At 71.1% G+C, this 24,375-nt stretch carries 19 protein-coding genes and 1 pseudogene; 11 read left to right on the top strand and 9 right to left on the bottom strand.

Annotation, left to right across the window (positions count from 1 at the left end; translation table 11 throughout):
• The first annotated feature begins 215 nt into the window (after positions 1-215).
• The 5 genes from ACIP89_RS23600 to ACIP89_RS23580 all read left to right on the top strand — a co-directional run bounded on the left by ACIP89_RS23600 (position 216) and on the right by ACIP89_RS23580 (position 4,269).
• Positions 216-1,163, top strand: a complete 948-nt coding sequence (locus ACIP89_RS23600; protein ID WP_401924675.1) for an alpha/beta fold hydrolase — start codon at positions 216-218, stop codon at positions 1,161-1,163.
• 33 nt (positions 1,164-1,196) lie between these two features.
• Positions 1,197-2,381 carry an acyl-CoA dehydrogenase family protein gene (locus ACIP89_RS23595; RefSeq protein ID WP_401924677.1) on the top strand — a complete coding sequence of 395 codons (1,185 nt, stop codon included), beginning with the start codon at positions 1,197-1,199 and terminating at the stop codon, positions 2,379-2,381.
• Positions 2,382-2,438: 57 nt separating this feature from the next.
• Entirely contained in the window at positions 2,439-3,155 is a 717-nt protein-coding gene (locus ACIP89_RS23590) for an NADPH-dependent F420 reductase (RefSeq protein ID WP_401924679.1), read from the top strand.
• Positions 3,156-3,254: 99 nt separating this feature from the next.
• On the top strand, positions 3,255-3,662 hold the full coding sequence (locus tag ACIP89_RS23585; protein WP_402116540.1) for a GFA family protein: 408 nt from the start codon (positions 3,255-3,257) through the stop codon (positions 3,660-3,662).
• A gap of 103 nt (positions 3,663-3,765) precedes the next feature.
• A complete protein-coding gene (locus ACIP89_RS23580) occupies positions 3,766-4,269 on the top strand; it encodes a pyridoxamine 5'-phosphate oxidase family protein (protein ID WP_401924684.1) in 504 nt (167 codons plus the stop codon).
• 185 nt (positions 4,270-4,454) lie between these two features.
• Here the strand turns inward: ACIP89_RS23580 and ACIP89_RS23575 are convergent, their stop codons facing one another.
• Positions 4,455-4,796 (bottom strand): VOC family protein, encoded by a 342-nt coding sequence (locus tag ACIP89_RS23575; protein WP_401924687.1) that lies wholly within the window; start codon positions 4,794-4,796, stop codon positions 4,455-4,457.
• A gap of 473 nt (positions 4,797-5,269) precedes the next feature.
• Between ACIP89_RS23575 and ACIP89_RS23570 the strand changes: the two genes are divergently transcribed.
• The 3 genes from ACIP89_RS23570 (at position 5,270) to ACIP89_RS23560 (ending at position 7,774) form a co-directional block, all read left to right on the top strand.
• Entirely contained in the window at positions 5,270-5,716 is a 447-nt protein-coding gene (locus tag ACIP89_RS23570) for an SRPBCC domain-containing protein (protein ID WP_401924690.1), read from the top strand.
• The gene (locus tag ACIP89_RS23565) at positions 5,713-6,069 is read left to right on the top strand and encodes an ArsR/SmtB family transcription factor (RefSeq protein WP_371634082.1); all 357 of its coding nucleotides are present in this window, start codon (positions 5,713-5,715) and stop codon (positions 6,067-6,069) included. The genes ACIP89_RS23570 and ACIP89_RS23565 overlap by 4 nt, the downstream gene beginning before the upstream one ends.
• 265 nt (positions 6,070-6,334) lie before the next feature.
• Positions 6,335-7,774: an MFS transporter gene (locus ACIP89_RS23560; protein WP_401932691.1), complete on the top strand. Its 1,440-nt coding sequence runs from the start codon at positions 6,335-6,337 to the stop codon at positions 7,772-7,774.
• A 131-nt stretch (positions 7,775-7,905) separates the two neighbouring features.
• Here ACIP89_RS23560 and ACIP89_RS23555 read toward each other — a convergent pair whose 3' ends face one another.
• The gene (locus tag ACIP89_RS23555; protein ID WP_402116538.1) at positions 7,906-9,291 is read right to left on the bottom strand and encodes a carotenoid oxygenase family protein; all 1,386 of its coding nucleotides are present in this window, start codon (positions 9,289-9,291) and stop codon (positions 7,906-7,908) included.
• Positions 9,292-9,370: 79 nt separating this feature from the next.
• Between ACIP89_RS23555 and ACIP89_RS23550 the strand changes: the two genes are divergently transcribed.
• Positions 9,371-10,021 carry a TetR/AcrR family transcriptional regulator gene (locus ACIP89_RS23550; protein ID WP_401924697.1) on the top strand — a complete coding sequence of 217 codons (651 nt, stop codon included), beginning with the start codon at positions 9,371-9,373 and terminating at the stop codon, positions 10,019-10,021.
• A gap of 47 nt (positions 10,022-10,068) precedes the next feature.
• On the opposite strand, the gene ACIP89_RS23545 is transcribed toward ACIP89_RS23550, so the two are convergent.
• Positions 10,069-11,037 carry a hypothetical protein gene (locus ACIP89_RS23545; protein ID WP_401924699.1) on the bottom strand — a complete coding sequence of 323 codons (969 nt, stop codon included), beginning with the start codon at positions 11,035-11,037 and terminating at the stop codon, positions 10,069-10,071.
• Between the two features lie 268 nt (positions 11,038-11,305).
• On the opposite strand from ACIP89_RS23545, the gene ACIP89_RS23540 reads away from it, so the two are divergent.
• The gene (locus tag ACIP89_RS23540; protein WP_402116537.1) at positions 11,306-12,289 is read left to right on the top strand and encodes a DUF1702 family protein; all 984 of its coding nucleotides are present in this window, start codon (positions 11,306-11,308) and stop codon (positions 12,287-12,289) included.
• Positions 12,286-13,683, top strand: a complete 1,398-nt coding sequence (locus tag ACIP89_RS23535; RefSeq protein ID WP_402116535.1) for a cytochrome P450 — start codon at positions 12,286-12,288, stop codon at positions 13,681-13,683. Before ACIP89_RS23540 ends, ACIP89_RS23535 begins: the two co-directional genes overlap by 4 nt.
• Before the next feature lie 189 nt (positions 13,684-13,872).
• Here the strand turns inward: ACIP89_RS23535 and ACIP89_RS23530 are convergent.
• The 6 genes and pseudogenes from ACIP89_RS23530 to ACIP89_RS23505 all read right to left on the bottom strand — a co-directional run.
• A pseudogene (locus ACIP89_RS23530) lies at positions 13,873-14,013 on the bottom strand (transposase); the annotation flags it as partial.
• A 382-nt stretch (positions 14,014-14,395) separates the two neighbouring features.
• Positions 14,396-14,965 (bottom strand): flavin reductase family protein, encoded by a 570-nt coding sequence (locus tag ACIP89_RS23525; protein WP_078622531.1) that lies wholly within the window; start codon positions 14,963-14,965, stop codon positions 14,396-14,398.
• A 5-nt stretch (positions 14,966-14,970) separates the two neighbouring features.
• Positions 14,971-15,447 (bottom strand): acyl-CoA thioesterase, encoded by a 477-nt coding sequence (locus ACIP89_RS23520; protein WP_401924706.1) that lies wholly within the window; start codon positions 15,445-15,447, stop codon positions 14,971-14,973.
• On the bottom strand, positions 15,444-21,329 hold the full coding sequence (locus tag ACIP89_RS23515) for an SDR family NAD(P)-dependent oxidoreductase (RefSeq protein ID WP_402116534.1): 5,886 nt from the start codon (positions 21,327-21,329) through the stop codon (positions 15,444-15,446). Before ACIP89_RS23515 ends, ACIP89_RS23520 begins: the two co-directional genes overlap by 4 nt.
• Positions 21,326-22,345 carry an enediyne biosynthesis protein gene (locus ACIP89_RS23510; protein WP_401924711.1) on the bottom strand — a complete coding sequence of 340 codons (1,020 nt, stop codon included), beginning with the start codon at positions 22,343-22,345 and terminating at the stop codon, positions 21,326-21,328. The genes ACIP89_RS23515 and ACIP89_RS23510 overlap by 4 nt, the downstream gene beginning before the upstream one ends.
• Entirely contained in the window at positions 22,342-24,321 is a 1,980-nt protein-coding gene (locus tag ACIP89_RS23505) for an FG-GAP repeat domain-containing protein (RefSeq protein WP_402116532.1), read from the bottom strand. The genes ACIP89_RS23510 and ACIP89_RS23505 overlap by 4 nt, the downstream gene beginning before the upstream one ends.
• Positions 24,322-24,375: the final 54 nt, after the last annotated feature.

Genomic DNA, 24,375 nt, shown 5'->3' with positions numbered 1-24,375 from the left:
CTCCCGGGTACGGCTTGGCAGGCGGCGGGAGCGGACCTCCCGAGCCGTTGAGCACGCATGCCCCGAACCCGACGCCCGGCCCACCCGGGAAAGCGGGAGGGCACGTAGGAAGAGGCCGGGGGGATTCCCATCTTCGATGATGGCTGAGCAGCACCGAGCCCGTGGGCCGGTCCTTCGCATACCTGTTTCGGCCACGACGACGAGGAGTGGGAACAGTGACGACGAACAGCAGCAGTACGAGTACGCCGGACACCGGCGGGGAAGCCCCGGGCGTCCCGACCGATGCCGAACTCGCGAGCTCCCTGGACGGCGGCTTCAGCAGCGAGTACGCCACCGTGAACGGTCTCCGCCTCCACTACGTCGCCGGCGGGGAGGGCACTCCACTGGTCCTGCTGCCCGGCTGGCCGGAGACCTGGTGGGAATTCCACAAGGTGATGCCCGCCCTCGCCGCGGCCGGCCGCAGGGTCATCGTCCTCGACCTCCCCGGCATGGGCGGCTCGGACAAGCCCGCCGCCGGATACGACAAGAAGACGATGGCCGGGGTCGTCCATGGATTCGTCCGCGCCCTCGGCTACGACCAGGTGGACATCGCGGGCCACGACGTCGGCGCACAGGTCGCCTTCAGCTTCGCGGTCAACCACCCGGAGGCCACCCGCAAGGTCGCCCTGCTCGATGTGCTCCACCCGGACGCGTCGATGTACCAGATCCCCGTGCTGCCGGCCCCGGGCCTGCCTTTCTTCCCCTGGTGGTTCGCCTTCAACCAGGTCGTCGGCCTGCCCGAACAACTGCTGGCCGGACGCGCCCACTTCCTCATCGACTGGGTCTTCGACAACTTCCTGCTGGACCCGGGCGCGGTGACCCCGGCGGACCGGGCCATATACACCCGGGCCTACGACACGGCGGACGGGATCCGCGGCGGCAACGGCTGGTACCAGACGTTCGGCCAGGACATCGCCGACCTCGGCACCTACGGGCAGGTGACCGCGCCCATGCTCGGCCTGGTCTCCAACCTCGCCGACGGCATGTTCGCCAAGCAGATGGAGGCGACGCTGCCCACCCAGGGAAGCGACGTGCGGGTCGTGCTGGTGCCGGACGCGGGCCACTACTTCGTCGAGGAGGCGCCGCAGGCCGTCATCGACGCGTTCAACGCGTTCTTCGTCTGACCCCTGATCCCACAAGCCCGTTGAGGAGAAGTCATGTCAACATTCGTCATCCCGACCCGGGAACAGCTGGTGCGGCAGGTGTCCGCGATCGCGCCCGTGCTGCGGGCCAACACCGCTTGGTCGGCGGAGAACCGCCGGCTGCACTCCGACTCGGTGGAGGCCCTGCGCGACGCGGGCGTCTTCCGGATGCGTATCCCGCTGCGCTACGGCGGGTACGAGAGCGACGCGCAGACCATGGTGGCGGTGGCCGCGGAGATAGCCAAGGCCGACGGGTCCGCCGCATGGGTGGTGGCCAGCTCCTGGGTAGCCGGCTGGAGCATGGGCCTGTACCCCGACGAGGTGCAGGACGAGGTGTTCGCGGAGCCCGACGCAGGGCTCTGCGCCACCATCGGGCCGGGGACCGCGACGGCCGTCCCGGTTCCCGGCGGCGTCCTGGTCAACGGCTCGTGGCCGTTCATCAGCGGCGCCCTCAGCGGCACCTGGCAGCAGGTCGCGGCGATATTCCTGGACCCGGACGGGCAGCCGTACCCGGTGATGGGCCCGGTCCCGGTGTCGGAGCTGGAGATCGTCGACGACTGGCACACCGGCGGCCTGCGCGGAACCGGGAGCGTCACCACGACCGCGAAGGACCTGTTCATCCCGCAGGAACGCATCCTGCCGGCGCCCATGGTGCTCGGTGGCCAGTCGGTCTCCAAGCTGAACGCCGACTCGCCGATGTACCGGGCTCCGCTGATCATGGTGGGCGCGGCGTCCACGGTCGGGGTCGCCGTCGGCATGGGCAAGGCGGTGCGGGACCTCTTCTTCGAGCGGCTCCCCGGCCGCAAGATCACCTACACCGAGTACCCGAGCCAGAGCGAGGCCCCGGTGACCCATCTGCGGGTCGCCGAAGCGGTGATGAAGCTCGACGAGGCGGAGTTCCACGCGACCCGGCTGGCCGCCCAGCTGGACGCCAAGTGCGCCTCGGCCGAGCCGTGGGAGATGGCGGAACGCGGCCGCAGCCGCGCGGACGAGGGCTCGGCCGTGCGGCTGACCCGGGAGGCGGTGGAGATCCTCGCCTCGTCCAGCGGCGGCTCCGCGGCCTACACCAAGGTGCCGGTGCAGCAGATAGCCAACGACCTCCAGACCTTCGGCCTGCACGCGATGATGAATCCGGATGTCAACGCCGAGACCTACGGCCGGATCCTCTGCGGCCTGGAGCCCAACACCTACTACATCTGACCGGTGCCGAGCCGTCCCCGGCACGAGAGAGTCCACCAAAAATCCTGAGGAGTCGTCATGTCCACCCTTGGAATCATCGGCAGCGGAGTCATGGGCACAGTGATCGCTCGGCTCGCCGTCGGGAACGGCGTCCCGGTCGTGATGTCCAACTCCCGCGGCCCCGAGAGCCTCGCCGGCCTCGTCGCGGACCTGGGCCCGCTGGCCACGGCCGGTACCGTCGAACAGGCCTCCCGGGCCGGCGAATTCGTCGTGATGGCCCTGCCGGTCACCGACTACCGGACCGTCCCGGCGGCGCCGCTGCGGGGTCGGACCCTGCTGGACACCAGCAACTACTACCCGATCCGCGACGGCCGCATCGAGGAGCTGGACTCGGAGAAGCTGACCACCAGCGAGCTGATCCAGCAGCACTTCGACGGGGTCCACCTGGTCAAGGCGTTCAGCGGCATCCTGGCCCACCACATCACCCAGCTCGCCCGTCCCTCCGGCCATCCGGAGCGCAGCGCCGTGGCCATCGCCGGCAACGACGCCTCCGCGAAGACCGGGGCGTCGGCGCTGATCGACACGATCGGCTTCGACACCGTCGACGTGGGCTCGCTGGCGGACAGCTGGCGCATCGAGCCGGAGACCTCCGCGTACACCTGGCTCTACATGGCCGACAAGAACACCGCCTTCGAGGACCGGACCGAAGCCCTCGGGGCTCCCCTGCCGGCCGCCGCGCTGCGAGCGGCACTGGAGAACGTGGAGAGGGTCCGGGTGGCGGAGCGCACCTTCTGACCCCTGCCCGACGCCAGGAGGAAACAGGGAAGCCCGCCGGCGACAGCGGGCTTCCCTGCGAAAGCACAACCGACGGACCGAGAGCCTGGGGACACCACGATGAGCGAGATCGGCCAGCAGCAGACCCGTACCGGCGGCTGCCTGTGCGGGAAGATCCGGTACAGCGCGAACAGCCTGCCGTTCTACCCCCATGTGTGTAGCTGTTCGCACTGCAGGAAGCTCTCCGGCGGCCCGATGATGGCCTTTGTGGGCTTCCCTCTGTCCGGCTTCGCCTGGGACGGTCCTGGCGGCGAGCCCACCTGGTACGCGACCTCGCCGGGCGCCGGACGCGGGTTCTGCGGCGACTGCGGCTCCCGGGTGTGCGCGCTCGACGACGGCTCGGACGCCGTCTTCGTGACCCTTATGAGCCTGGACGACGACGGTGTGTTCGTTCCGCGGAACCAGCACTTCCGCGACGAAGCCGTGTCCTGGCTCCCGCAGGTACCGGAGCCCACGGCCGCCGTGTGACCGCGGTCGGCCCCTTGCGGCCGAGCACGATGAGAAGGGCGGGCGTCCACGACGCCCCAGAGACCGCACCGAGAATTCCGCCCGTCGAGAAGGAGCGGTATCCATGAACTACGCCGAGATCCTGCACCTGATGGAGACTGACCCGGTGATCCGGGAACTGATCGAGGCACCGATCCCGATGCGGCTCGGATACGTGGGGCTGGACGGCCACCCACGCGCGGTGCCGGTCTCCTACATCTGGAACGGCAAAGCCTTCGTCTTCGCCACCCCGACCGGAGCGTACAAGGTCAAGGCTCTCGCGGCGCACCCGCAGGTCGCCTTCACGGTCGACACCACCACCTACACACCGCTGATCATGAACGTACGCGGAACAGCCTCCGTCGAGATCCGGCAGGGTATCCCCCAGGAGCACATCGACGCGTCCCGCCGGAACATCGGCGACGAGGCGCAGATGGAGGAGTGGATGCGGGTGAAACGGGAGAGCACCAGCGAGATGGCCGTGATCACCATCGTCCCCACTCATGTCGTCGTGTGCGACTTCGTCACCCGCTTCCCGCCACCGCGGACCGTCGACTACGCCCACGCCTACGGGGCGGAGCGGGACTGAGCCGGCCGGAAACCGAACGCCCCCGGCGGTCTCCAGCGCCGTCGGCACGAAGGGGCGTCGCATGGCTCCGGGGAAAGCGCCGCCGCCTTCGCACGGACGCGGGGTGCGACGCACAACGGGCAGCCCCTCTCCCGGTCCGCATCGGACCGGAAGAGGGGCTGCGAGAACACCCGGCCTCGGGCGTCCTACTTCCACTGGATGATCTGGAGGTAATTCCCGTCGGGGTCGGAGAACGTACCGAACTTGCCCGGCTCCCGGTCGTCGATCGAGATCCACTCCGCGCCGGCCGCGCTCAGCTGGGCCTCCACCGCGTCGAAGTCGTCGACATGGAAGTTGACGATGGAGCGACCCGGCTGGCCGTTCTTCGCGTCGATGTCGTCGCGCTCGCAGACGACCAGGTGGAAGCCGCCCAGGTCGATCGGGCCGTCACCGGTGAACCCCGGAGCCAGCGCCTTGATGTACCAGGCCCGCAGTTCCTCGGGACGAGTCGAGCCGACCAGCATGCTTCCGGGCTTCAGTGTCGCCATGTCGAATCTCCTTGATGTGTGATCCGAGGTCGCGGCAGCGGCTGTCGCCACGCCACGCCTCTCGGTGCTGTGTGAGGTCGTCCGCCTCGGCGGCGCGCTCGACGACCACCGCCCGATGGCACCGGCCGGCCGCGGAGACCTCCAACGTAAGGTGCCGTCCGGTCGGGAAGCCGCAGGTGGCCTCACCGCGCCCCCGGCCCGGTTGCCGAGGACCAGCCGACCTGCCCGGCGGCCGGTCCACCGGATTCCGCAACCAAAGTGTTGCACGTGGCTCAACCCTTACGCAACCCAACTCTTGCGCGACACGCCGCCGCCCCCGACAGCGCGCGGCAACGCGTACCCGGACCTGACGCGGCACCGCCTTCCCCGGCAGTACCGCGCCCCTCCCGCTGAACGCAACCTTTCGATTGCGCCTGCCGATCCGATGTGCAACCATCGGGTTGCTGGCAAGAGCACCAATGAAGGAGTCCCCCATGAGCGAACGGCTGATCGAACGCGAAACCCTGATCGCAGCCCCCGTGGACCGGGTGTGGTCACTGGTGACCGAGCCGGGGTTCTGGGTCGCCGACCCGGCCAGTGCGTCCGGCACCGTGGCCGTCGAGGGTGAATCGACGGTGGCCAAGAACCCCGAGCACGGCAGCTTCCCCGTGCGGGTGGAGAAGGTGCAGCCGCAGACCTACGTCGCGTACCGCTGGGCCAGCGCGTTTCCCGGTGAGGAGCTGAGCGAGAGCAACAGCACCCTGGTGGAATTCACGCTGACCGCCGAGGGTGACAAGACGCGGCTGCGCGTCGTCGAGAGCGGGTTTGCGGCGCTGGCCGGGTCCGAGGATCTGCGTGCCAAGGCGCACAGTGACAACTCCGACGGCTGGCCCCAGGTGCTCGACGCGGTCAAGAAGCGCGTCGAGGCGTCGTCCGTGTGACGGACGAACGCCAGGGTTCCGTCGCGGTGGTGGACAGCGTGCTGGTCGCGCTGGCCGACAACACGCGACGCGAGCTGTTGCAACTGCTCGCCGCACAGGGCGAGGCCACGGCGACGACGCTTGCCGAGAGTCTTCCGATATCACGACAGGCGGTGGCCAAACACCTCGCCGTCCTGGACGCTGCCGGACTGGTCTCCGGCAGCCGGGTCGGACGCGAGGTGCGGTACGCGGTGAAGCCGGCGACCCTCGACGCGACGGCGCGGTGGATGACCATGCTCGCCGCCGACTGGGACCGGCGTCTGGCGAAGATCAAGCACATCGCCGAGGCGGCGGAACGGCAAGACACCCCCTAAGGGCCTGTCCGACCCTGATCCGCCGGACAGACCCTAGCCCCTGTCGTCCGGTTCCCGTCCGTCGCACGGCCCGCGCTCCGGGCGGACGACGGGAACCGGGCGGCAGTCCCCAGCACTCCCCCAGCTCCAGGTCACCCCGACAGGGGCACCGGGCTGACGGCCGGTCAGGCGTCGGCCCGGCGCTCGGTGGCGCGTGCCGACGGGCGGCACGGCCGGCCGACGCGGTGACCGTTCAGGAAATCGGACTCGATCGAGGGAACCTCTCATGACCACCGACGCAGGTAAGAGCGAAGCGAGCTCAGCTCCACGTTTTACCAGCAGGGAACGGATGATCCTCTTCCTCCTGCTCGGGTCCGGATTCATGCTGTCCGTCGACTTCTCGATCCTGAACGTCGCGCTGCCGGAGGTCGGCGCGGGCGTCGGGCTGGGGCTGTCCGGACTGCCCTGGATCACCTCGGCCTATGCCCTCCCCGCGGCGGGCTTCGCCCTGCTCTTCGGACGGATGGGCGACCTCTTCGGCCGCCGCCGGCTCTTCATAGCGGGGCTGGCCCTGCTCACCGCAGCCTCGCTGCTCGGCGGATTCGCCCCGAACCCCGAGGTGCTGCTGGCCGCCCGCGCACTGCAGGGCTTCGCCACCGCGATGGCGATCCCCGCCTCGCTGGCCCTGCTCACCAGCACCTTCGCGGAAGGCGCACTACGCGACCGGGTCCTCGGCCTCAACGGCGCGCTGCTCTCCGGCGGCTTCACGGTCGGCGCACTGGTCGGCGGAGTCCTGGTCAGCCTGCTCAGCTGGCGAGCCGCGTTCTTCATCAACGTCCCGGTGGCGCTGATCATCCTGGCTTTCACCCCCTCGCTGATCAAGGAGAGCACCCTCCCCGACCGGGTGAAGCTGGACGTGCCCGGCGCGGTGACCGCGGCCGGCGGTCTGCTGGCCGTCATCTACGCGGTCATCGAGACGAACATCTACGCGGGCGTCCTCGGCGCGGTTCTGCTGGTTTCGTTCTGGATGATCGAGCTGCGTTCGCCCGCGCCGCTCGCCCCGGTGGGCATCCTCAAGCGGCCGACGGTGAAGTGGGGCAACTACGCGGGGCTCGTGGTCTTCTCCATGGGTACCGCCATGATTTTCCTGATGACGCTCTACCTTCAGAACGTCCTGCACTACTCCCCGCTGATCACCGGCCTGGTCTTCGGTGTCCCGGGCCTGGCGGCCATGGTCGCCGGGATCATCGCCGGGCGCGCCATCGGACGGCACGGTAGCCGGAAGGTGCTGGCCGCGGGGATGTCCGTGCAGGGCCTGGCGATCGTTCCGCTGATCTTCCTCGGTGACGACCGGTCGGCGCTCGCGATCGTGGTCCCCGCGCTGTTCATCGCGTTCTTCGGGCATGTGACCTCCATCGTGGCCTACACCGTGACCGGAACCTCCGGCCTGCCCAACGAGGAGCAGGGCCTGGCCACGGGCATGACCTCGATGACCCAGCAGGTGGCCGTCACGGTCGGCATCCCGATCCTGAGCACGGTCGCCGCCACCCAGGCGGTGGAACTGGACGGCCTCCACCTCGCGCTGATCGTGAACGTCGCCGTGACCATGGCGAGCATGGCCCTGGTCTGGTTCGGGCTGCGTGCCCGCGGCGCGGACGCTCCGGCGGCAGTCGTGCCGCTGCCGGGGGAGCCCGCCGACGAGGCGTTGGCCCGTCCGCTGGACTGACACCTGACCCCAGGGAGTCGCACTCGGCCGGGTGCGACTCCCTGGCTTTTCTGGGCCGGGATCCGCCGGGTTCTTGCCGGTGGGCGTAGGCGATCGCCGGGTGGCCGGGTCTTCGTGGTCCCCCGCGCCGCTCACCTCTCCCCCGGCACCCACTGCGCGTGGAAGCCGTGTGGCACCCGGACCGGCAGCGGAACCACGGCGACGGGCGGCCCGGTGAAATCGGCGGTGTCCAGGACCACCAGTTCGCTGCGGTCGGCGGCGGGGTCGTACACCAGGGTCAGCAGCCAGCCGTCGGCCTCCGCGGCCCGCGCCTCGCGCGGCAGGAAGACGGGTTCGCCGGTCAGCCGTCCGCCGGCGAAGGCATGGCGGTCCGAGCGGCCGGAGGCGAGGTCGTGCCGCAGCAGTGCCGGGCCGCAGAGCGCGGCGCCCTGGCCCGCGTCGAGTTCGACGGTGAAGGCGTAGCGGTACCGCAGCCCCGTGTACCGCTCGTCGATCAGCGGGAACTCCTGCACCCGGCTGTCCAGTTGCCGCTCCGTCACGGCGTCCTCACGCGGATCGAGGGTCCAGCGCCACAGGGTGGGCGCCGACTCGCTGGCGTGCAGCCGGTCACGGTCGAAGGCCCGCTCGTGGCGGATCACGTCCACGGTGATCCGGCCGTCGCCCTCTTCGAAGGCGTTGACCGGGTGGAAGACGAAGCAGGGTGCGACATCGAGCCAGACTGCGGCCGCGTCCGTGGCGCCGCGGGGCACGATCCCGATCCGGGCAGCGTGGTCGTGCTGCCAGGAGTAGGGCACGGGCGAGCCGGCCCGCGCCTGGGCGGGGTCGTGGGTCACCGGCAGGTCGAAGAGGACGGCGTGGCGGTCGGTGAGGGAGAAGGAGTGCATCCAGGGGCGGCCCTTGACCGGGATCGGCAGTGTTTCGCGGACCCGGCCCGCGACGTCGAGGGTGAGCAGGACTGCCTCGTCCCTCGCGTGGTCGGTCGCGACCGCGAGGAGTTCGCCGGTGAGCGGGTCGGTGAGGGGGTGCGCGCAGAAGTCGCCGGGGAGGGTGCCGTCGAAGTCGGTGCGGGCGCGGGTGGCGAGGCCGGAGTCGAGGACGAGCGGCAGGGCGGTGGCGGCGGCCACGGCCAGGGTGCGGCCGGCGTGCCGGACCAGGTTCGCGTTGACGTTGTCGTCCGGTCCGTTACGGGGCCCGGGAGTGGGCAGCTCGTTGAGCGCGCCGCTGATCGCGTCGGTCCGCAGCCAGCGGTTGCGGTACGACAGCGCGCGGCCGCCGCCCAGCCGGATCGCGTGCACCATGCCGTCACCCCCCAGGGCGTGGTCGACGGCGGGGTCGTGGGTGCCCCGGGGATTGGGCCCGATCCGCAGGAAGGTTCCGTCGAGCTGCGGTGGCAGCGTGCCGCGCACCGTCAGTTCCGTGTGATCGGTCTCGGCCGGCACCGGCTGGTAGCCACGCCCGAGAAGGTGCACCGTGCTGTGCGGGAGTGTGCCGCGGGCAGGGTCGGTGGTGCGAGGCATGGCCGCCCCCTCGTTGAGTATCATCGTTACGTAACACTGTCACGGAATAGCGTCACAGCCGCCCTCCATACTGTCAAGGGTGAGCCCACGCCGAGTTGACCCGAACCTCCGTCCCCAACTCATCGACGCCGCGGCGAAGCTGCTCGGCGAGGAGGGGCCGGCCGCGCTGTCCACCCGCAAGCTGGCAGCCATGGTGGGCACCTCGACCACGGCCGTGTACACGTACTTCGGTGGGATGGACGACCTGGTGCGGGCGATGGTCCACGAGGGGTTCAGGCTGCTGGGCGACCGGATGAGGGCGGTCGAGGAGAGCGACGACCCGGTCGCCGACGTGCTCGCCCTCGGCTGGGCGTACCGGGACAACGCCCGGGAGCACTGGCACCTGTACAACGTGATGTTCGGCGGCTCGGGCCTCAGCGGATTCTCCCTCACCGACGCCGACCGGCAGCACGGCCGCTACACCCTGGACATCCTCGTCGGAGCGGTCAAGCGCTGCGCCGCGACCGGCCGCTTCCGTCCCTTCGACCCCGAACTGGTCGCCCATCAGCTGTGGATCGCCCTGCACGGACTGGTCACCCTGGACCTCGGCGGATACCTGGTCGAGCCCAACACCGCGGACGTCTGCTTCGAGGCACAGGTGGGCGGAATGATCCTGGGCGCGGGGGACGACCCTCAGCGCGCCCAGGAGTCCCTGGCCAGGGCCACACAACGGCGGCTCCGGAGCCAGTAGGGCCCGGAGCCGCCGTTGGTGGTTCCGCCGGAGCGGAGAGAGACCCGCTACGCATTCCAGGGAGCCGTCGGGAACCATATGTAGTCGAGCCTGCCCAGCATCCGGATGTCCCAGTAGATGACCGTGAACGCGCCGGCCACCAGGAACGCGGACGCGGTCAGCGTCGCCACCCGGCCCGGCTTGGTGGCCAGCCAGCGCTGGACGGGCCGGCTGAGGGTGTAGGACAGGAGCAGGAAGAGCACCGCCATCACCACGAAGTTGCCGATGGACTGGAGCGAGAAGGCGACCGCTCCGTAGAGCGGGTTGTGTTCCTCGGCCGCCTGCCGGAACAGGTTGCGGAACAGCGGGTAGGGGCGGCCGATCAGGAAGGCGCCGACCATGGCGCCGATCAGCACCAGCGGAGCGTTCGGGTGCCGGCGCGAGACTGCCGCCAGCGGGTCGGGGATCAGACCGGCCGCGGCCAGCCCGAGCGCCAGCATGAACAGGCCGAGCACCCCGTACACGATCATGGCCTGGGCGATGCGGGGTGAGATGCCTTGCGTCTGCGCCATCGAGAACTGCGGCATGTGGGTGCCGGCGAAACCGACCAGCACCCCGTAGGCGGCCGAGACCGGCAGCATGCCGGCCGCCATCCAGCCCAGCGGCCGCAGCGCGTGGGCCAGCCGCTGACGGCGGGTCAGGCTGATCTGCCCGACCAGCGGTCCCACCGCTCCGAACACAGCCACGTTGCAGGCCGTGAAGGAGCCTGCCAGCCCGGACACGAGGGCGAAGAGCACCCCGGAGGCGATGCCGGACAGCGGCGTGTCCTTGGCGTCATGACCGAGCAGTCGGCTGGCGGTGCGGAAGCCGATCTCGTCGTCCGCCAGCTTCGAGGACCACGCGTAGGCGATCAGTAAGCCGCCGAGCAGGCTGAGCACGAGGAGCAGGACCCGGCGGCGCGGGAACAGGCCGTTGACGAAGAGCGACGTGGCGTGCGGCGGTGCCGTCGGGGCCGGAACGGAGGTGGTATCGGTCACGTGAGGTCTCCTCTGGGGCGGGGCGGTGCCGGAACCGGTGCACGGGGTCCGCGATCCCGGCCGCTCCCGTTCGGGACGGCCGCGTGCGAGACCTCGGATGTGGGGACGTGCGGGCGACGCGACTGATTGTCGGGACCCGACCCGTTCCGTGCCTACTCCTGAATTGCCCGGTACCGGCACGGCAGAAGTAGTACGGCGGGCCGCGGAACCGGAGCATGTAACCGGAGAGCTGCGGCCGTCCGGGCGCGCGGCGGGCTGGAGGGCAACGATGAGCGCGAGCTGGCGAGCGGTCAGGCGCCGTCTGATGACACCGAGCCACAACGAGACCAAGCTGTCGACCCGGGGCTTCCACGAGAAGAGCCCCGAGGCACGGGAGACGCTCGAAACGGTCGGGGCGACCTTCCTCGACGGGTACGCGTTCGCCGTCGAGGCACGCGACCAGGACGAGGCGCACCAACGGCTGGAACGGATTCCGGTGCGGTTCCGCGGCTTCGCCTACGAGGGCGCGGCGATGGGACTGGCCATGCTGGACGGACTTCCGATACCCGGCAACGGCCGGATACCGGCCTTCCTGACGGGCCACGGCGCCCCGCACGGCTACATGGTGCACGTCGGGGTCGGCTGGGCGATGGCCCGGCTGCCCCGCTTCCGGTGGGCGTCCGTCGCACCCGCCGACCCACTGCTGCGCTGGCTGGCCCTGGACGGATACGGATTCCACCAGGCCTACTTCCGTACCCAGCGCTATGTGCGCGAGCAGTACCGGGACCCGGCCATCCCGTGGCCCGGCGACGAGACCCGGCAGTACGCCGGGCACGCCGTCGACCAGGGCATCGGGCGGGCGCTCTGGTTCATCGGCGGCACCGACCCGGCCGTGGTCGCGGACCTGGTGGACGGCTTCGCCGCGGACCGGCGGGCCGATCTCTACAGCGGGGTCGGCCTGGCCGCCTGCTACGCCGGCGGTGCCGATGAGGCCGAGCTGCTGTACCTGCTCGAAAGGGCCGGCCGCTACCGGCCGCAACTCGCCCAGGGCGTGGCCTTCGCCTCGACCACCCGGGTGGAGTCCGGGCTGCTGACACCGCACACCGAAATGGCCGCGCAACTGGTCTGCGGCATGAGCCCGCAGCAGGTCACCGAGGTCTGCTCGCGGGCCCGGCCCGATCCCGTCGTGGACGGCCGGCTGACGGCGTACGAGGTATGGCGCCGGGAGATCGCCGAGCGGGTCTCCAGCGACGCCCCCGAGGCGCGGACATGACCGGGGTGGACTCGGTACCGGCCCCGGCCCCGCCCGGCGGCGGCCGGCCGCGTCGGCCGCCGGGGCCGTCGCGGGCCGGCACCCCGGTGCTCCTGGCCCGGATGGCCTCCGACCGGCTGGCAGTGATGACCGAGGCGGCGGCCACCTACGGCGACGCGGTACGGCTGCCGCTCGGCCCCAAGACCCTGTACTTCTTCAACCACCCCGACCACATCCGCCGGGTACTGACCGACAACAGCGCCAACTACCACAAGGGCATCGGTCTGGTGCACGCCCGCCGCGCGCTCGGCAACGGCCTGCTGACCAGTGAGGGCCCGTTGTGGCGTGCCCAGCGCAAGGTGATCCAGCCGGCGTTCCAGCCGCGCCGGATCAACCGGCAGATCGGGGCCATCGGCGAGGAGGCGCTGCTGCTGGCCGAGCGGCTGAGGGGGTCGGCGGGCGCGGGAGCGGTGGACATCCGGCAGGAGATGACCGGGCTCACCCTCGGGGTGCTCGGCCGCTCGCTGCTGGACGCGGACCTGGGCGCGTACGAGTCCATCGGCGAGGCCTTCGAAGTCGTCCAGGACCAGGCTGTCTTCGAGATGATGAGCCTGAGTTCGGTACCCACCTGGGTGCCGCTGCCCCTGCAGTTGAGGTTCCGCAAGGCGCGGGCCGAACTGAACCGGATCGTGGCCGCGCTCGCCCGGGAGCGGGAACAGCACCCGGCCTCCGACGGCACTCGCGACGACGTGCTCTCGCGCCTCATCGACGCGACGGCCGACGAGCGGGATCCGGCGGTCCGGCAGAACCGGATGCGCGACGAGCTGATCACCCTGCTGCTCGCCGGGCACGACACCACCGCCAGCACCCTCAACTGGACGCTGTATCTGCTGGACCGGCACCCCGAAGCGGGCGACCGGGTACGCACCGAGGTCGACGAGGTGCTGGGCGACCGGCTGCCGGCCATCGAGGACCTCCACCGGCTCACGTACACGTCAATGGTGCTCCAGGAGGTGATGCGGCTGTACCCGGCGGTGTGGCTGCTGCCGCGCAGGGCGCTGGCGGCGGACGAGATCGGCGGCTACCGGGTTCCGGCCGGCGCCGATGTGGTGCTGTGCCCCTACACACTGCACCGGCACCCGGACTTCTGGGAGGACCCGGACCGGTTCGACCCGGAACGGTTCGCCAAGGGCCGCTCCGCGGACCGGCACCGGTACAGCTACGTACCGTTCGGTGCGGGACCGCGGGTCTGTGTCGGCAGCAGCCTGGGGATGATGGAGGCCACGGTGGTGCTCGCCGTCCTGCTGCGCCGGCTGCGGCTCTCGGTCCCCCGGGGCCACAAGGTGCGGGCCGAGCCCATGCTGACCCTGCGGGTCAAGGGCGGCCTGCCGATGACCGTGGAGGCGCGGAACTGACGGTGTGTCGGCGAGGACGGACCGGTCACGCCGACGGCCGCCCCGGGCAGCAGTGGCCCGGGGCGGCCGTTCACGTTCCGGAGTCCGCGGCGGGGAACGCGGGAAGCCCGGCCGGGGCAGCCGGCCGGGCTTCCCGTTCGAACCGGGGATGCTCCTCATGACGTCAAGCGGCAGGAGACGGTGGCGGTGGGTGCGGCCGGAAGACGCGGGGACCGGCGCGACGCCGGTCAGGTGCGCGAACGCCGCTTCCGAACGCATCCGCTCGGGGCTGTGCCCGGCGGAGGCGAGTAGCCGGCCCGGGGTTTCCGGGCCGGCCCCGAACGTCTCCAGCAGTGCGGGTGCCTGCCCGGTCAGCGGGCCGATCTCGGAGTCCAGCTCGGCGATCTCGTCGTCCGTGGCCTGGTGGCGGCGGGCCGGGCGCCGCAGTGGGGCCCGGCTAGCGGCCGGCGGCCTGGAGAGATCGCCGCCAGGCCGCCGGCCGGGCCAGGGTGCGTATCAGCGCGGCACGTTCCAGGCCGGAGACCTGCTCGCGCAGCGTCGCGGGGCGGAGACCAGTGGCCCGCGGATCTGGTTGACGTCACCAGCGCCCGTCCGGCCGCGTGCATGGTGGCTCCGCCGACGCGCTGACGAATCCCCCAACAGGACAACCGAACACGGTCGGTCAGGCGGAGGGTCAGACGCATCAGCGGAGCCACCACTCACATCATCGCTGTCAGGCGGCGACGCGGCGGAAGGCCCCGCCCAGGAAGAGCAGCGGATCCTCGCCCGACGCGTTGCCCGCGCCCAGGACCGAGCCCACGAAGATGGTGTGGTCACCCCCGTCGTGGATGGCGCTGAGCCGGCACTCCAGCCATGCCTGGACGTGGCCCAGCACGGGGGCTCCGGTGTGCCGGCCGGGTTCGTGGTCGATGCCGGCGAACTCCGCCGCACCGCGCGGGCGTGAGTGGTCGGCGAAGTGGCGGGCCACCCATTCCTGGTCCCGGCTGAGCACCGAGACCGCGAAAGCCTGCTCGGCCAGCACGAGTTGGTGGATCGCCGCCGACTTCACGACGCACACCAGCACCTGGGCCGGTTCGAGGGAGACGGAGGTGAAGGAGTTGGCGGTCATGCCGCGTGGCGCGTCGCGTCCCGCGGTCAGTACGGTCACCCCGGTGGCGAAACGCCCCAGCACCCCGCGCAGTGCGCGACGGTCGTGGATGTCCGCCTCGGGGGCCTCCGCGGGAAGCGGCGGCAGGTCGAGCGGACCGGGCAGCGGAACAGAGGCGGATGGGACGATGGACATGTGAATCACCCCGCAGTAGTGGTGAGCGTCCGGGAGGACGCCGCACCGGAGACGCTGTAAGGGGCCAGGGCGAGCCGCAGCGGCTCGGGGACCCTGGTCGGGTGGGTGTCGGTGTTGGGGCCGCGCATGCAGGCGATCCTCTGCTGCCCGCGTGCGACCAGGGTTTCGCTTCCGTCGGGCCCGAGCCGCACGTAGTCGAAGGTGAAGGCGATCTGGGTCTGTGTGAGGTCCAGCAGCCTCATCCGGATGGACAGTTCGTCGAAGGCGGTGATCTCGGCGAAGAACTCGCAGTCCACCTTGAGGGTGAACAGCTTGAGGTCGGCCCGGATGTCGGCGAGCACGTCGGGAGCCCGGTCGCGCAGGAACATCTCCCGGCAGCGGCCCTGCCAGCGGAGGTAGTTGACGTAGTAGACGTTGCCGACGAGGTTGGTCTCCTCGAAACCGACCAGGTGGCGGTACTCGTAGTAGGCCGGTTGCGTCATCGGGTCCCCTCGGTCAGCACGGTGAACGACACCGGATCGGCGACGCCCTCCAGGGCGGTCGCGAAGGACGTGATGCGGTGTGCGCCGCCGCGGAAGGCAACCCAGCCGGCCGGCAGTCCCGCGTCGCCGTCCAGGCTCAGCGCGGCCACCGCGTGGCCCGCCTTGCGCAGTGTCTCCACCGCGCCCCACACCCGGGTGGCGGCCAGGCTCAGCGCCTCGCCACGCCCCTCGGCGAGCAGCCGTGCCAGCGCCAGGCCGTCGGCGCCGAGCAGCGCCGCCCACGCGTCGGCCGGCCGCTCGGCGGCCACTTCGACGTCGCAGGTGACGGCCTGGTCGGCGACCACGGCGAAGGTGACGCCCGCCGCGTGCGAGGAGGACACCCGTCGCGTGCCGGCCAGTTCGGGCCGTCCGTCGGGCCGGTGGTGCACCTCGGTGGTACGCCCCAGCGCCCAGCTCACCGCCTGGGCGGTGCGCTGCCGGCGCTCGTCCACCGAGGACCCGTCCACCGGGCCTCCGGGCAACACGACGCACCGCAGCGGGTGGCCGAGCGCCGCTTCGGCGCGCCGTTCCAGGAAGGGGCCGAGCAGGGCCGGCAGCCAGGGTCCGGCTCCGTCCTGCTTGCGCACCGCCCGCAGCAGCAGGCCCTCCCAGCGCTCGACCAGCCGGCCCTCCTCGTCGCGGACGTCGAGGTCGTAGAGGTAGCTGTCGCCGTCCCGGGACCGCTCGCGGGCGTCGAGGAACAGCAGTCGGCCGTTGTGGTGCGCCGGCCGGGCCGCGAGATGCAGCCGAGCCACGCTCACCGGCAGCAGTGTGGCGTCGGGCACGCACGCCTGGATGGAGTGCATGAGCGCGTCACGGGTACCCGGGTCGGCCAGTACCAGCTCGCCCGGGTGGTAGGCGGCGAACCAGTCGGCCCGGGGAGTGTCGTCGATCTCGGCCAGGCAGTGCCTGGCGGCCAGGTCCCGGTAGCCGAGCAGCCGCTGGAACCGATCGCCCTGGAAGAGCACGGGCCCGTACAGCTCACCGGGTGCCAGCGGCACCCGGGGCACCTGGTCGGTGACCGGCGCCGGGTCACCGGCCGGCGCCGGCCCGCCGAAGCGCAGGGTGGCCCGGAAGTGGTCGGCCTGGAAGCCGGTCTCACTGCTGCGCACCACCGCCTCGACCGTGCCGGGTCCGGTGACCAGGGCGGCCACCCGCAGGGTCGTCGTGCCGTCCACCGGGACCACGATGGGCCGCAGGAAGCGCATGTCCTCCAGCACCGGGGTGTCCCGGTGTCCGGTCAGCGCGGTGGCCACCTGGGTCATGGCCTCCATGCCGAGGACGGCGGGGAAGAGCAGGTCGCCGTCCAGCAGATGGTCGGGCAGGTAGAGATCGCTGCCGCCGCTGAGTTCGGCGTCCGCGACCAGTTCGATGCCGGGGTAGTGCACCTGGACGCGTTCCAGGAACCGCAGCAGCGGCGGTTCGCGCTGCTCCAGGGTGAGCGTCGGCAGGCCGCCGGCCCGGCCCATCACCACCAGGGCCGGCGGGGCAGCGGTGTCGGCCAGCAGCCGGCCGAGCAGTTCCACGCCCTGGTCCGCGGGGATCGGCTCGATGCCTTCGCGGACCAGCCCCTCCAGGACACCCAGCCGCTCCCCCATGCCGGCACCGGACCATACCGACCACTCCAGTGCCAGGCAGCGGCAGTCGGGGTAGTCCTGCTGGAATTGGACGGTCAGCTCGGTGAGCCAGTCGTTGGCGGTGGCGTAGTCCGCCTCGCCGCGCAGTCCCGCCCGGCCGATGATGCTGCCGAAGGTCACGAAGAGCCGCAGCGCCGCCGGGTCGATCGCGGCCAGCACGGCCTCCACACCGTCGATCTTGGTGGCCAGGGTGCGGCGGAACGAGTCCTCGTCCAGGGTGGCCAGTGCCTGCGGCTGGTTGCGGCCCGCGCCGTGCAGCAGCCCGGTGACCGGGCCGAGCGCCTTGGTGATCTCGCCGACCGCGGCCTTGACCTGGTCGACGTCGGTGACGTCGGCCCGTGCGTAGTACACCCGGACACCCGCCGCCTCCATCCGGGCCAGGTTGTCCGCGAGCTCGGCGTCCTCTGCGGGGTCGGAACGGCCCATCAGCCCGATCGCCGCACCGCTCGGCCCGGCCAGCGAGATGGCGCACTCGGCGGTGATGCCCTTGCCGCCGCCGGTGATCAGCAGGACGTCGCCGTCGTCCAGCGCCTGGTGGGTGGAGTCCGTCGCGAGCTCCACCGCCCGCAGCACCGGCTCCCGCCGCACGCCCTCGGAGTCGTAGTGCACCTCGCTGAATCCGGTGGTGGCGAGGACGTCCGCGGTGATCCGGACGCTGATCCGTTCGGCGGCGTCGGCCGTCATGTCCCGGGGCAACGGCAGAGTGACGACGGTGACCGGGATGTCCGGTGCCTCCAGGTGCAGCGTCTTGACCAGGCCCGCCGCTCCCCTGCGGTCGCCGACGGCGACCAGCCGGGTGCCGGCGGCACGCCGTGCCGGGTCGAGTGCGGCTCGGGCGGCGTCGAGCATCAGCCCGATGTGCTCCTGACCGCAGTCGCGGGGCAGGGCGAGCAGGACGCCCGCGCCGGGCCCGGTCGCGCGCAGCCTCTCGGCCAGCGGGCCGGCCAGCGAGTGCCGGTCGGAGGCGAAGACCTGCCAGTCGCCGCCGGGCCCGGCGGCGGGGCCGCCGGGCAGCTCGGCCGGGGTCAGATCGACCACGAACGGGCGTACCCAGCTCGCCACGCCGGGGGCGGCCGACGGCTGGTGGTCGTCGGGCGACTGCTCGGCCAGCTCGTCGAGGAGCTCGGCGAGTTGCCCCAGCGTGGAGGTGGCGAACGCGGTGGTGACCATGGGGGCGGAGATGCCCAGCTCCTGGGCGGCCTGGTTCATGATCTGGCCGACGGTGATGGAGCTGAGGTGTAGTTCGTCGAGCGGGTTGGCCGCCGGATCGACCGTTTCGACCGGGAGTTCAGCACGCTCGGCGGCCAGCCGGAGCAGTACCTCCAGGCTGGAGGCGTCCTCCCCGTCGGCTGCCGTGGTGGCGGCGGTGGCCGCGAGAGCGGTGAGCTCGGGCAGCACGGCCGTCATCGACTGCTCCAGCACGAAGTCCTCGCCGTTGGACTCGCAGGGGCTGGCGAAGAACTGGAACTCCTTGTCCAGTGGCAGCGGCCGGGTGAAGCGACCGGCGAAGAGCCGGCTGTGCCGGACCGGTGCGCCCATCGTCCAGGCGGCGGCGACCGTGCCGAGCAGCCCGGTCAGTGACAGGGCGTCCGCCTCGGTGGCGACCGCGGGCACATCCGGCAGGATCTCGGCGGCCAGCGACTTCAGTACGTGGCCGGGTCCGACCTCGATCAGCAGGTCCACCTCGCCGTCCATCTCCTGGAGCGCCTCGGTGAACCGGACCGGTTGCAGTACCTGGCGGGTGAGCAGGTCCACCACGTCGGTGTTGGCGGGCAGCAGCCCGCCGGTGACGGTGGAGACCAGTCCCTCGCCGACCGGGCCGAAGCGCTCGGTCGCCAGGTGCTCGGCGAGTCCGGCCGCGGCCGGGGCGACGGCCGGTGAGTGGAAGGCATGAGAGACGTTGATCCTCGCCATGCCGACGCCCTGCCCGGCCGCCCGTGCGCAGACTCGTTCGACCGCCTCGACCGGGCCGGACACCACGGTCTGCCGCGGGCTGTTGTAGCCGGCGATCACCACCGGCTCGCCGGCGGTCAGGGTCTCGGCGAGTTCGGGGGTGGACGCGAGCGCGGCCATCGTGCCGTCGCCGTCGCTGGCCGCGGCCATGATCCGGCCCCGGGCGCCGGCCACGCTCAGCACGGTCGGCTCGTCCATCGCGCCCGCCCAGTGCAGGGCCGTGAGTTCCCCGAGGCTGTGCCCGGTGGCCCGGACCGCCTCGATGCCGAGGATGTCCAGGATGCGCAGGCCCGCGACCGAGGCGGCCACGATCCGGGGCTGGGCGACGTCGGTGGCGACCAGGTCCCCGTCGGTGGGCAGCGAGAGCCGGTCGTACAGCTCTTCCACGGCGGCGAACCGGCGGCGCAGCGCGCCTCCGTCGCCCCGCTTTCCGGCGCCCTGGCCGGGGAAGAGGAAGGCGATTCGGGGTGCCGATCCGGCGTCGCCCAGGAAGACGCCCCCCTGGGTGTCCAGCAGCGAGCGGGTCCCGGCGGCCAGTTGTCCGGCCAGCTCGGTGAGCCGCTCGGTGGCCTGTTCGGGCGAGGCGACGAGCACCGCGGCGCGCAACGGCCGGCCGTCCAGCTCGCCCTGCAACGTGGCTGCCAGGTCGCCGAGTTCGGCGTACGACAGCTGGGCGCAGAACTCCGCGAGGCGGGTCGCCTTCTCCCGCAGTTCCTCCGGGTCGGCGCCGTCCAGCAGGAACAGCTCGGCGTCCTGCCGGGAGGCGACCAGTTTGCGGGTGACGCTCGGCACGGCGCTGCGCCGCAGGCCGTCGGCGTGCTCGACCACGACGTGGGCGTTGATGCCGCCGAAGCCCATGGAGGAGACCCCGGCCCGGATGGGCATGTCCTCGGGCCACAGCTCGGCACGGTCCGGAACCCGCAGCGCGGGCTCGGGGCCGAGGAGTTCGGGGTGCGGGTCGACGTGGCTGGTTGCGGGCGGGATCACCTGGTGGCGGACCGCGAGGATCGCCTTGAGGAGTCCGGCGACCCCGGCCGCCGCCTTGGTGTGGCCGAAGTTGCCCTTGACGGTGCTCAGGGCGGCCGGGGCGAGAGCCCCGGAGGCGCGGCGGGCCTCCGAGAAGGCGCGCAGCTCGGTGGCGTCACCGACGGCCGTGCCGGTGCCGTGGCCCTCCAGGAGGCCGATGGTCTCCATGCCGAAGCCGGCCGTGCGATAGGCGCGTTGTATGGCGAGCCGGTGGCCGCTGGCCTCGGGCCGGGTGATGCCGCCCTTCCCGTCCGAGGAGTAGCCCCAGCCGGCGATGGTGGCGTAGCGGAACCGGCCCTGCGCGCGGGCGTCCTCGTCCCGCATCAGGACCAGCATGCCGCAGCCCTCGCCGGGCCAGAAGCCGTTGGCGCCCTTGTCGTAGACCCGCATCTCGCCGGTGGCCAGCGCGCCGGTCTTGGCGAAGCCGATCACCTCGAAGGGGTCGATGCTCAGGTCCACACCGCCGGCCACCGCCACGTCCATCGTGCCGCGGGCCAGCGCGTCGCACGCGGTGGAGACCGAGAGCAGGGAGGACGAGCACGCGCCGTCGACGGTGAAACCGCCGCCCTTGAAGTCGAAGTGGTTGCAGATGCGGCCGGCGATGGTGTTGGCGAGGCCGCCGGCCAGGGTGTCCTCGCCGATGGGCGGGAAGGCGCTCTTGTACCGCTGTTCGAGGCTGTCGAGGAAGGCGGTGAGCGCCTCGTCGTCCCAGCCCTGCTCGCGCAGCGCGGCGCCGACGGTGCGGCGGACGTACGGCCAGCGCAGCCGCATCAGATTGGCCCGGCTGAACTCCCCGGTGAGGGTGTTGCCGATGATGACGCCGGTGTTGACGTCCGCCAGCCCCTCGCCGAACGGGAAGCCGGCGTCCTCCAGGGCGCGGGCCGCGGTGTCCAGGGCGAGCCAGTGGGTCATGTCGGTGGAGCGGAAGGTGCTGCCCGCCACCCGGTAGCGGACCCGGTCGAACTCGAATCCCTCGATCACTGCCGCCTTGGCGCTGTAGAAGCGGTCGGGCGCGGCGGGATCGGGTGAGTAGTAGTCCTCGGCACGCATCCGCTGGTCGGGCAGTTTACGGAAGGCACGGCGGCCCGCCAGTACGTTCTGCCAGAGCTGTTCGGGGTTCTCGGCGTCGGGGTAGCGGCAGGCGATGCCGACCACCGCGATGCGGCCCGAGGGTGCCCGCTCGTCGTTCTCGGCCGTGGTCACGGGCCTCGGCTCGGATACGGTCATGCCGCCACCACCTCGTTGCCGGCCAGGCGCTGTGGATCGGTGGGCTGCGCCACCGTGCCGCTCGTCGCGTCGTTGCCCCGGCGCCGTTGCAGACCGTGGGCGACCCACCAGCCGATACCGCGGACGGCACACACGATCGTGGTGGCGAAGAAGAGGGTGTACACGACGTTGAAGACCATCAGCAGCCCGTAGACCATGGCGACCGAGGAGCCGAACATGAACTGATTGCGGCCCTTCGAGGGGGTAGTTCCGGGGTCGGTGATCATGTAGTTGGTGAAGAGCACGAAGGCGACGCCGCTCATCGGCCCGAGCGCGGACCAGATCGCCACGTCCCATATGAAGTGGCGCAGCACCGCCTGGATGACGAAGCCGCCGAGCCAGCCGACGATCAGCGGCACCCGCTTGGTGAGCATGGCGTTGATGACCGTGCCGGCGGTGGCGATGACCAGCGGGATGCCGACCCGGAAGAACGTGTTCGCGTTCTCGGTGAACTCGTACGGCGGGGCGATGCTGATCCAGGAGCCGAACATGAGCAGCGAGACGGTGATACCGAAGTTGGACGGGTTCATGTAGTGCCGCATGCGGCCGTTGACCGGTGCCTGGAGGACGTGTTTGCCGGCCACGCCGATGAAGACACCGAGCAGGATGGGCAGCAGCAGGTCGTTGGCGTAGAGCAGCATGTTCACCGCGAGCGCGGTGATGTGGGCGGGCAGCAGGAACTCGTACACCCTGCGGAACCCGCCGCCCATGAAGCGGGCCCGGCGCTTCTGGGCCCAGGCGCTGATCAGCTCCAGCACCATCTCGACCGCGTAGGCGAACGGCGCGCAGATGATCGGCCACAGCCAGGGCTGCTCGAAGCCGAGCAGGGTGTAGCCCAGGATGTTGAACACGCTCATGGAGATGGCGAAGTTGCGCAGTGCCAGGTAGCGGGGATCCCGGTTGGGTTTCTTCTTCTCGACGTGGGGCTGGGCGGCGTGCGGAGCCGCCTTGACAGTCTGGGAACGGTTGCCGGTCATCGGCTCGTCACCTCCTGGATGTCGTCGGTCAGCATGAGGGAGTGGCTGCCCGCGGAGAGCTGCCGGGTCTTGGTGTGCAGGCCGCCCCCGCTGTCGCGCCACGTGAAGTGCGCTTCCACCGGGCCGGTGTAGGTGTCGAGGCCGAAGCGCACGTCGAAGCTGCGGAAGCCTCCGTGCCCGCCGCCGCCGTCGAGCTGGGCGATCTGCCGCCCCTGCGGCGTGGTGATGCTCACCGTGGTGCCGTACGCGGGCGAGCCGGTCGCGGCCAGCCCGTCTCCAGCGGCGGAGTCCGGCGCGGGCCGGTACAGCCGCAGGGTCAGGTCGTTGCCCAGCTTCGGGGCCTGGTTGGCGTAGAACGCCGGAGGGCCCCACTGTCGGGCTATCGCGAAGTCCAGCGCGCCGCTGCCGGTGGTGTCGGCGGTGGCGATCGCGCGGGTCGGGATCGGGACGTCGAGGCCGAGCTGCTCGCTCACGTTCGCGTACTTGCCGCTGCTGGTCCGGGCGTAGAACGCCATCACCTCGTCGCCGGCCAGGTCGTCGCCGGGGCCGACGTGCGGCCACATCGCGGGGTTGGAGAGCAGGTTGTCGTTGGTCATGGCCAGTTCCTGGAGCCACGGCCAGCGGTCGATGTCGCCCTTGACGAAGCCGTCGGCCTGCAGGATGTTCTGCTGGCCGTTGTTGAGGAAGTCGCCCATCTTGGCGTCCCAGCCCCAGCCGGTCCAGGCGACGCCGTTCTTCTGCGCCTCCTGCCTGAACGGGGCGATGCCGTCCTGCAGTTCGGCCTTCGCGGCGGCCGGGCTGTCGGCCTGGTTGATCCAGAGGAAGTTACTCTCCTCCAGGCCCCAGGCGACGGTGATGTTGCTGACCATCATGTCGAAGCTGCCGTTGCCGTCGACGTCACCGAAGTCGACCCCCATGCCCTTGAAGGAGCCGTTGCCGAGCACGAACGACTTCGGGGTCGTCGGGGTGCGCTCGCCCTTGGCCTCCGTGAAGCGGATGTCGCCGGGGGTGGAGCGGTTGTGCAGCAGGTGCCCGTGGCCGAAGTCGTTGGCGATGTACACGTCGGGCAGCCCGGAGCCGGTCAGGTCGGCGCCGGAGATGGCCAGCGTCCAGCCGGTGGAGCTGGCGTACGGGATGGCGTCCTTGTCCTCGACGAAGGAGACGTCCGGGTCGGTGCCGGCCGAGCCCTTGTACCAGCGCAGCACGTGGTCACCGCCCGCGTTCTTCGCGCTGGACAGCGAATCGTTCATCTCGACGTTTTTGAGGCCGTTCGGGTCGAGCACGTCGGAGTCCGGGAAGTAGTTCCCGACGATCATCGACGGGTGGCCGCTGCCGTCGAGGTCGGCGACGTAAACGGCGTCGGTGTTCCACCGCGGCCCGTGGTACTTGCCGTCGAGGCTCTGCGAGGCGACGACCTCGCGCGGGACGTACGTGGACGCGGACGGGGTCTTGGCGTCGGACTTCGCCAGGAACAGCACCGGAGTGCGTCCCCAGTAGGTGACCAGGAAGTCGTTGCGGCCGTCGCCGTTGAAGTCGCCGGGGGTGCAGCCGGTGGGTGCCATGGCGTCGTCCATCGGCAGCGGCTTGCCGTCCAGCACGAACGGGGTGAACCGGTCGCCGGTACGAGCGGTCGGGGTGTAGGTGACCACGACCGAGTCGGTACGGGTGTCGACGATGCACATGCCGTTGGCGAGCCCGTGGCCGGTGACATCGTTGACCGCGATGCCGGCGCCGACCGAGGAGATCCAGGCGCGGATCTTCTCGTAGGCAGGGTTCACCTCACGGATCGTCTTCTTCGGCTGCGAGTCGTATCCGGGCGGCATCGCGATCGGCATTTCCTTGAACTTGTACGCCGCAGCAGCCTCGTCACCGCCCGCGACGGACACCGATGTACGGACGACGAAGAACAGCGAGGTCGCCACCAATATCGTGGCCACCCCTGGTATGAGCCTGCGGAATCGCTGTCGGTACGACATCCCAATTCCCTCCCGTGAACGAGAAATGAACGGCTGGCCGAGGTCATTGCGAAT

Source organism: Streptomyces sp. NPDC088730, assembly GCF_044751215.1.
Classification (GTDB): Bacteria; Actinomycetota; Actinomycetes; order Streptomycetales; family Streptomycetaceae; genus Streptomyces.
This window is presented reverse-complemented; position numbering and strand designations above follow the sequence as displayed.

Coding starts and splice junctions, on each gene's coding strand:
- ACIP89_RS23575 (WP_401924687.1), bottom strand. CDS start 4,796: ATGGCGACACTGAAGCCCGGAAGCATGCTGGTCGGCTCGACTCGTCCC.
- ACIP89_RS23540 (WP_402116537.1), top strand. CDS start 11,306: ATGAGCGCGAGCTGGCGAGCGGTCAGGCGCCGTCTGATGACACCGAGC.
- ACIP89_RS23585 (WP_402116540.1), top strand. CDS start 3,255: ATGAGCGAGATCGGCCAGCAGCAGACCCGTACCGGCGGCTGCCTGTGC.
- ACIP89_RS23555 (WP_402116538.1), bottom strand. CDS start 9,291: ATGCCTCGCACCACCGACCCTGCCCGCGGCACACTCCCGCACAGCACG.
- ACIP89_RS23580 (WP_401924684.1), top strand. CDS start 3,766: ATGAACTACGCCGAGATCCTGCACCTGATGGAGACTGACCCGGTGATC.
- ACIP89_RS23505 (WP_402116532.1), bottom strand. CDS start 24,321: ATGTCGTACCGACAGCGATTCCGCAGGCTCATACCAGGGGTGGCCACG.
- ACIP89_RS23595 (WP_401924677.1), top strand. CDS start 1,197: ATGTCAACATTCGTCATCCCGACCCGGGAACAGCTGGTGCGGCAGGTG.
- ACIP89_RS23520 (WP_401924706.1), bottom strand. CDS start 15,447: ATGACGCAACCGGCCTACTACGAGTACCGCCACCTGGTCGGTTTCGAG.
- ACIP89_RS23510 (WP_401924711.1), bottom strand. CDS start 22,345: ATGACCGGCAACCGTTCCCAGACTGTCAAGGCGGCTCCGCACGCCGCC.
- ACIP89_RS23570 (WP_401924690.1), top strand. CDS start 5,270: ATGAGCGAACGGCTGATCGAACGCGAAACCCTGATCGCAGCCCCCGTG.
- ACIP89_RS23525 (WP_078622531.1), bottom strand. CDS start 14,965: ATGTCCATCGTCCCATCCGCCTCTGTTCCGCTGCCCGGTCCGCTCGAC.
- ACIP89_RS23535 (WP_402116535.1), top strand. CDS start 12,286: ATGACCGGGGTGGACTCGGTACCGGCCCCGGCCCCGCCCGGCGGCGGC.
- ACIP89_RS23590 (WP_401924679.1), top strand. CDS start 2,439: ATGTCCACCCTTGGAATCATCGGCAGCGGAGTCATGGGCACAGTGATC.
- ACIP89_RS23515 (WP_402116534.1), bottom strand. CDS start 21,329: ATGACCGTATCCGAGCCGAGGCCCGTGACCACGGCCGAGAACGACGAG.
- ACIP89_RS23560 (WP_401932691.1), top strand. CDS start 6,335: ATGACCACCGACGCAGGTAAGAGCGAAGCGAGCTCAGCTCCACGTTTT.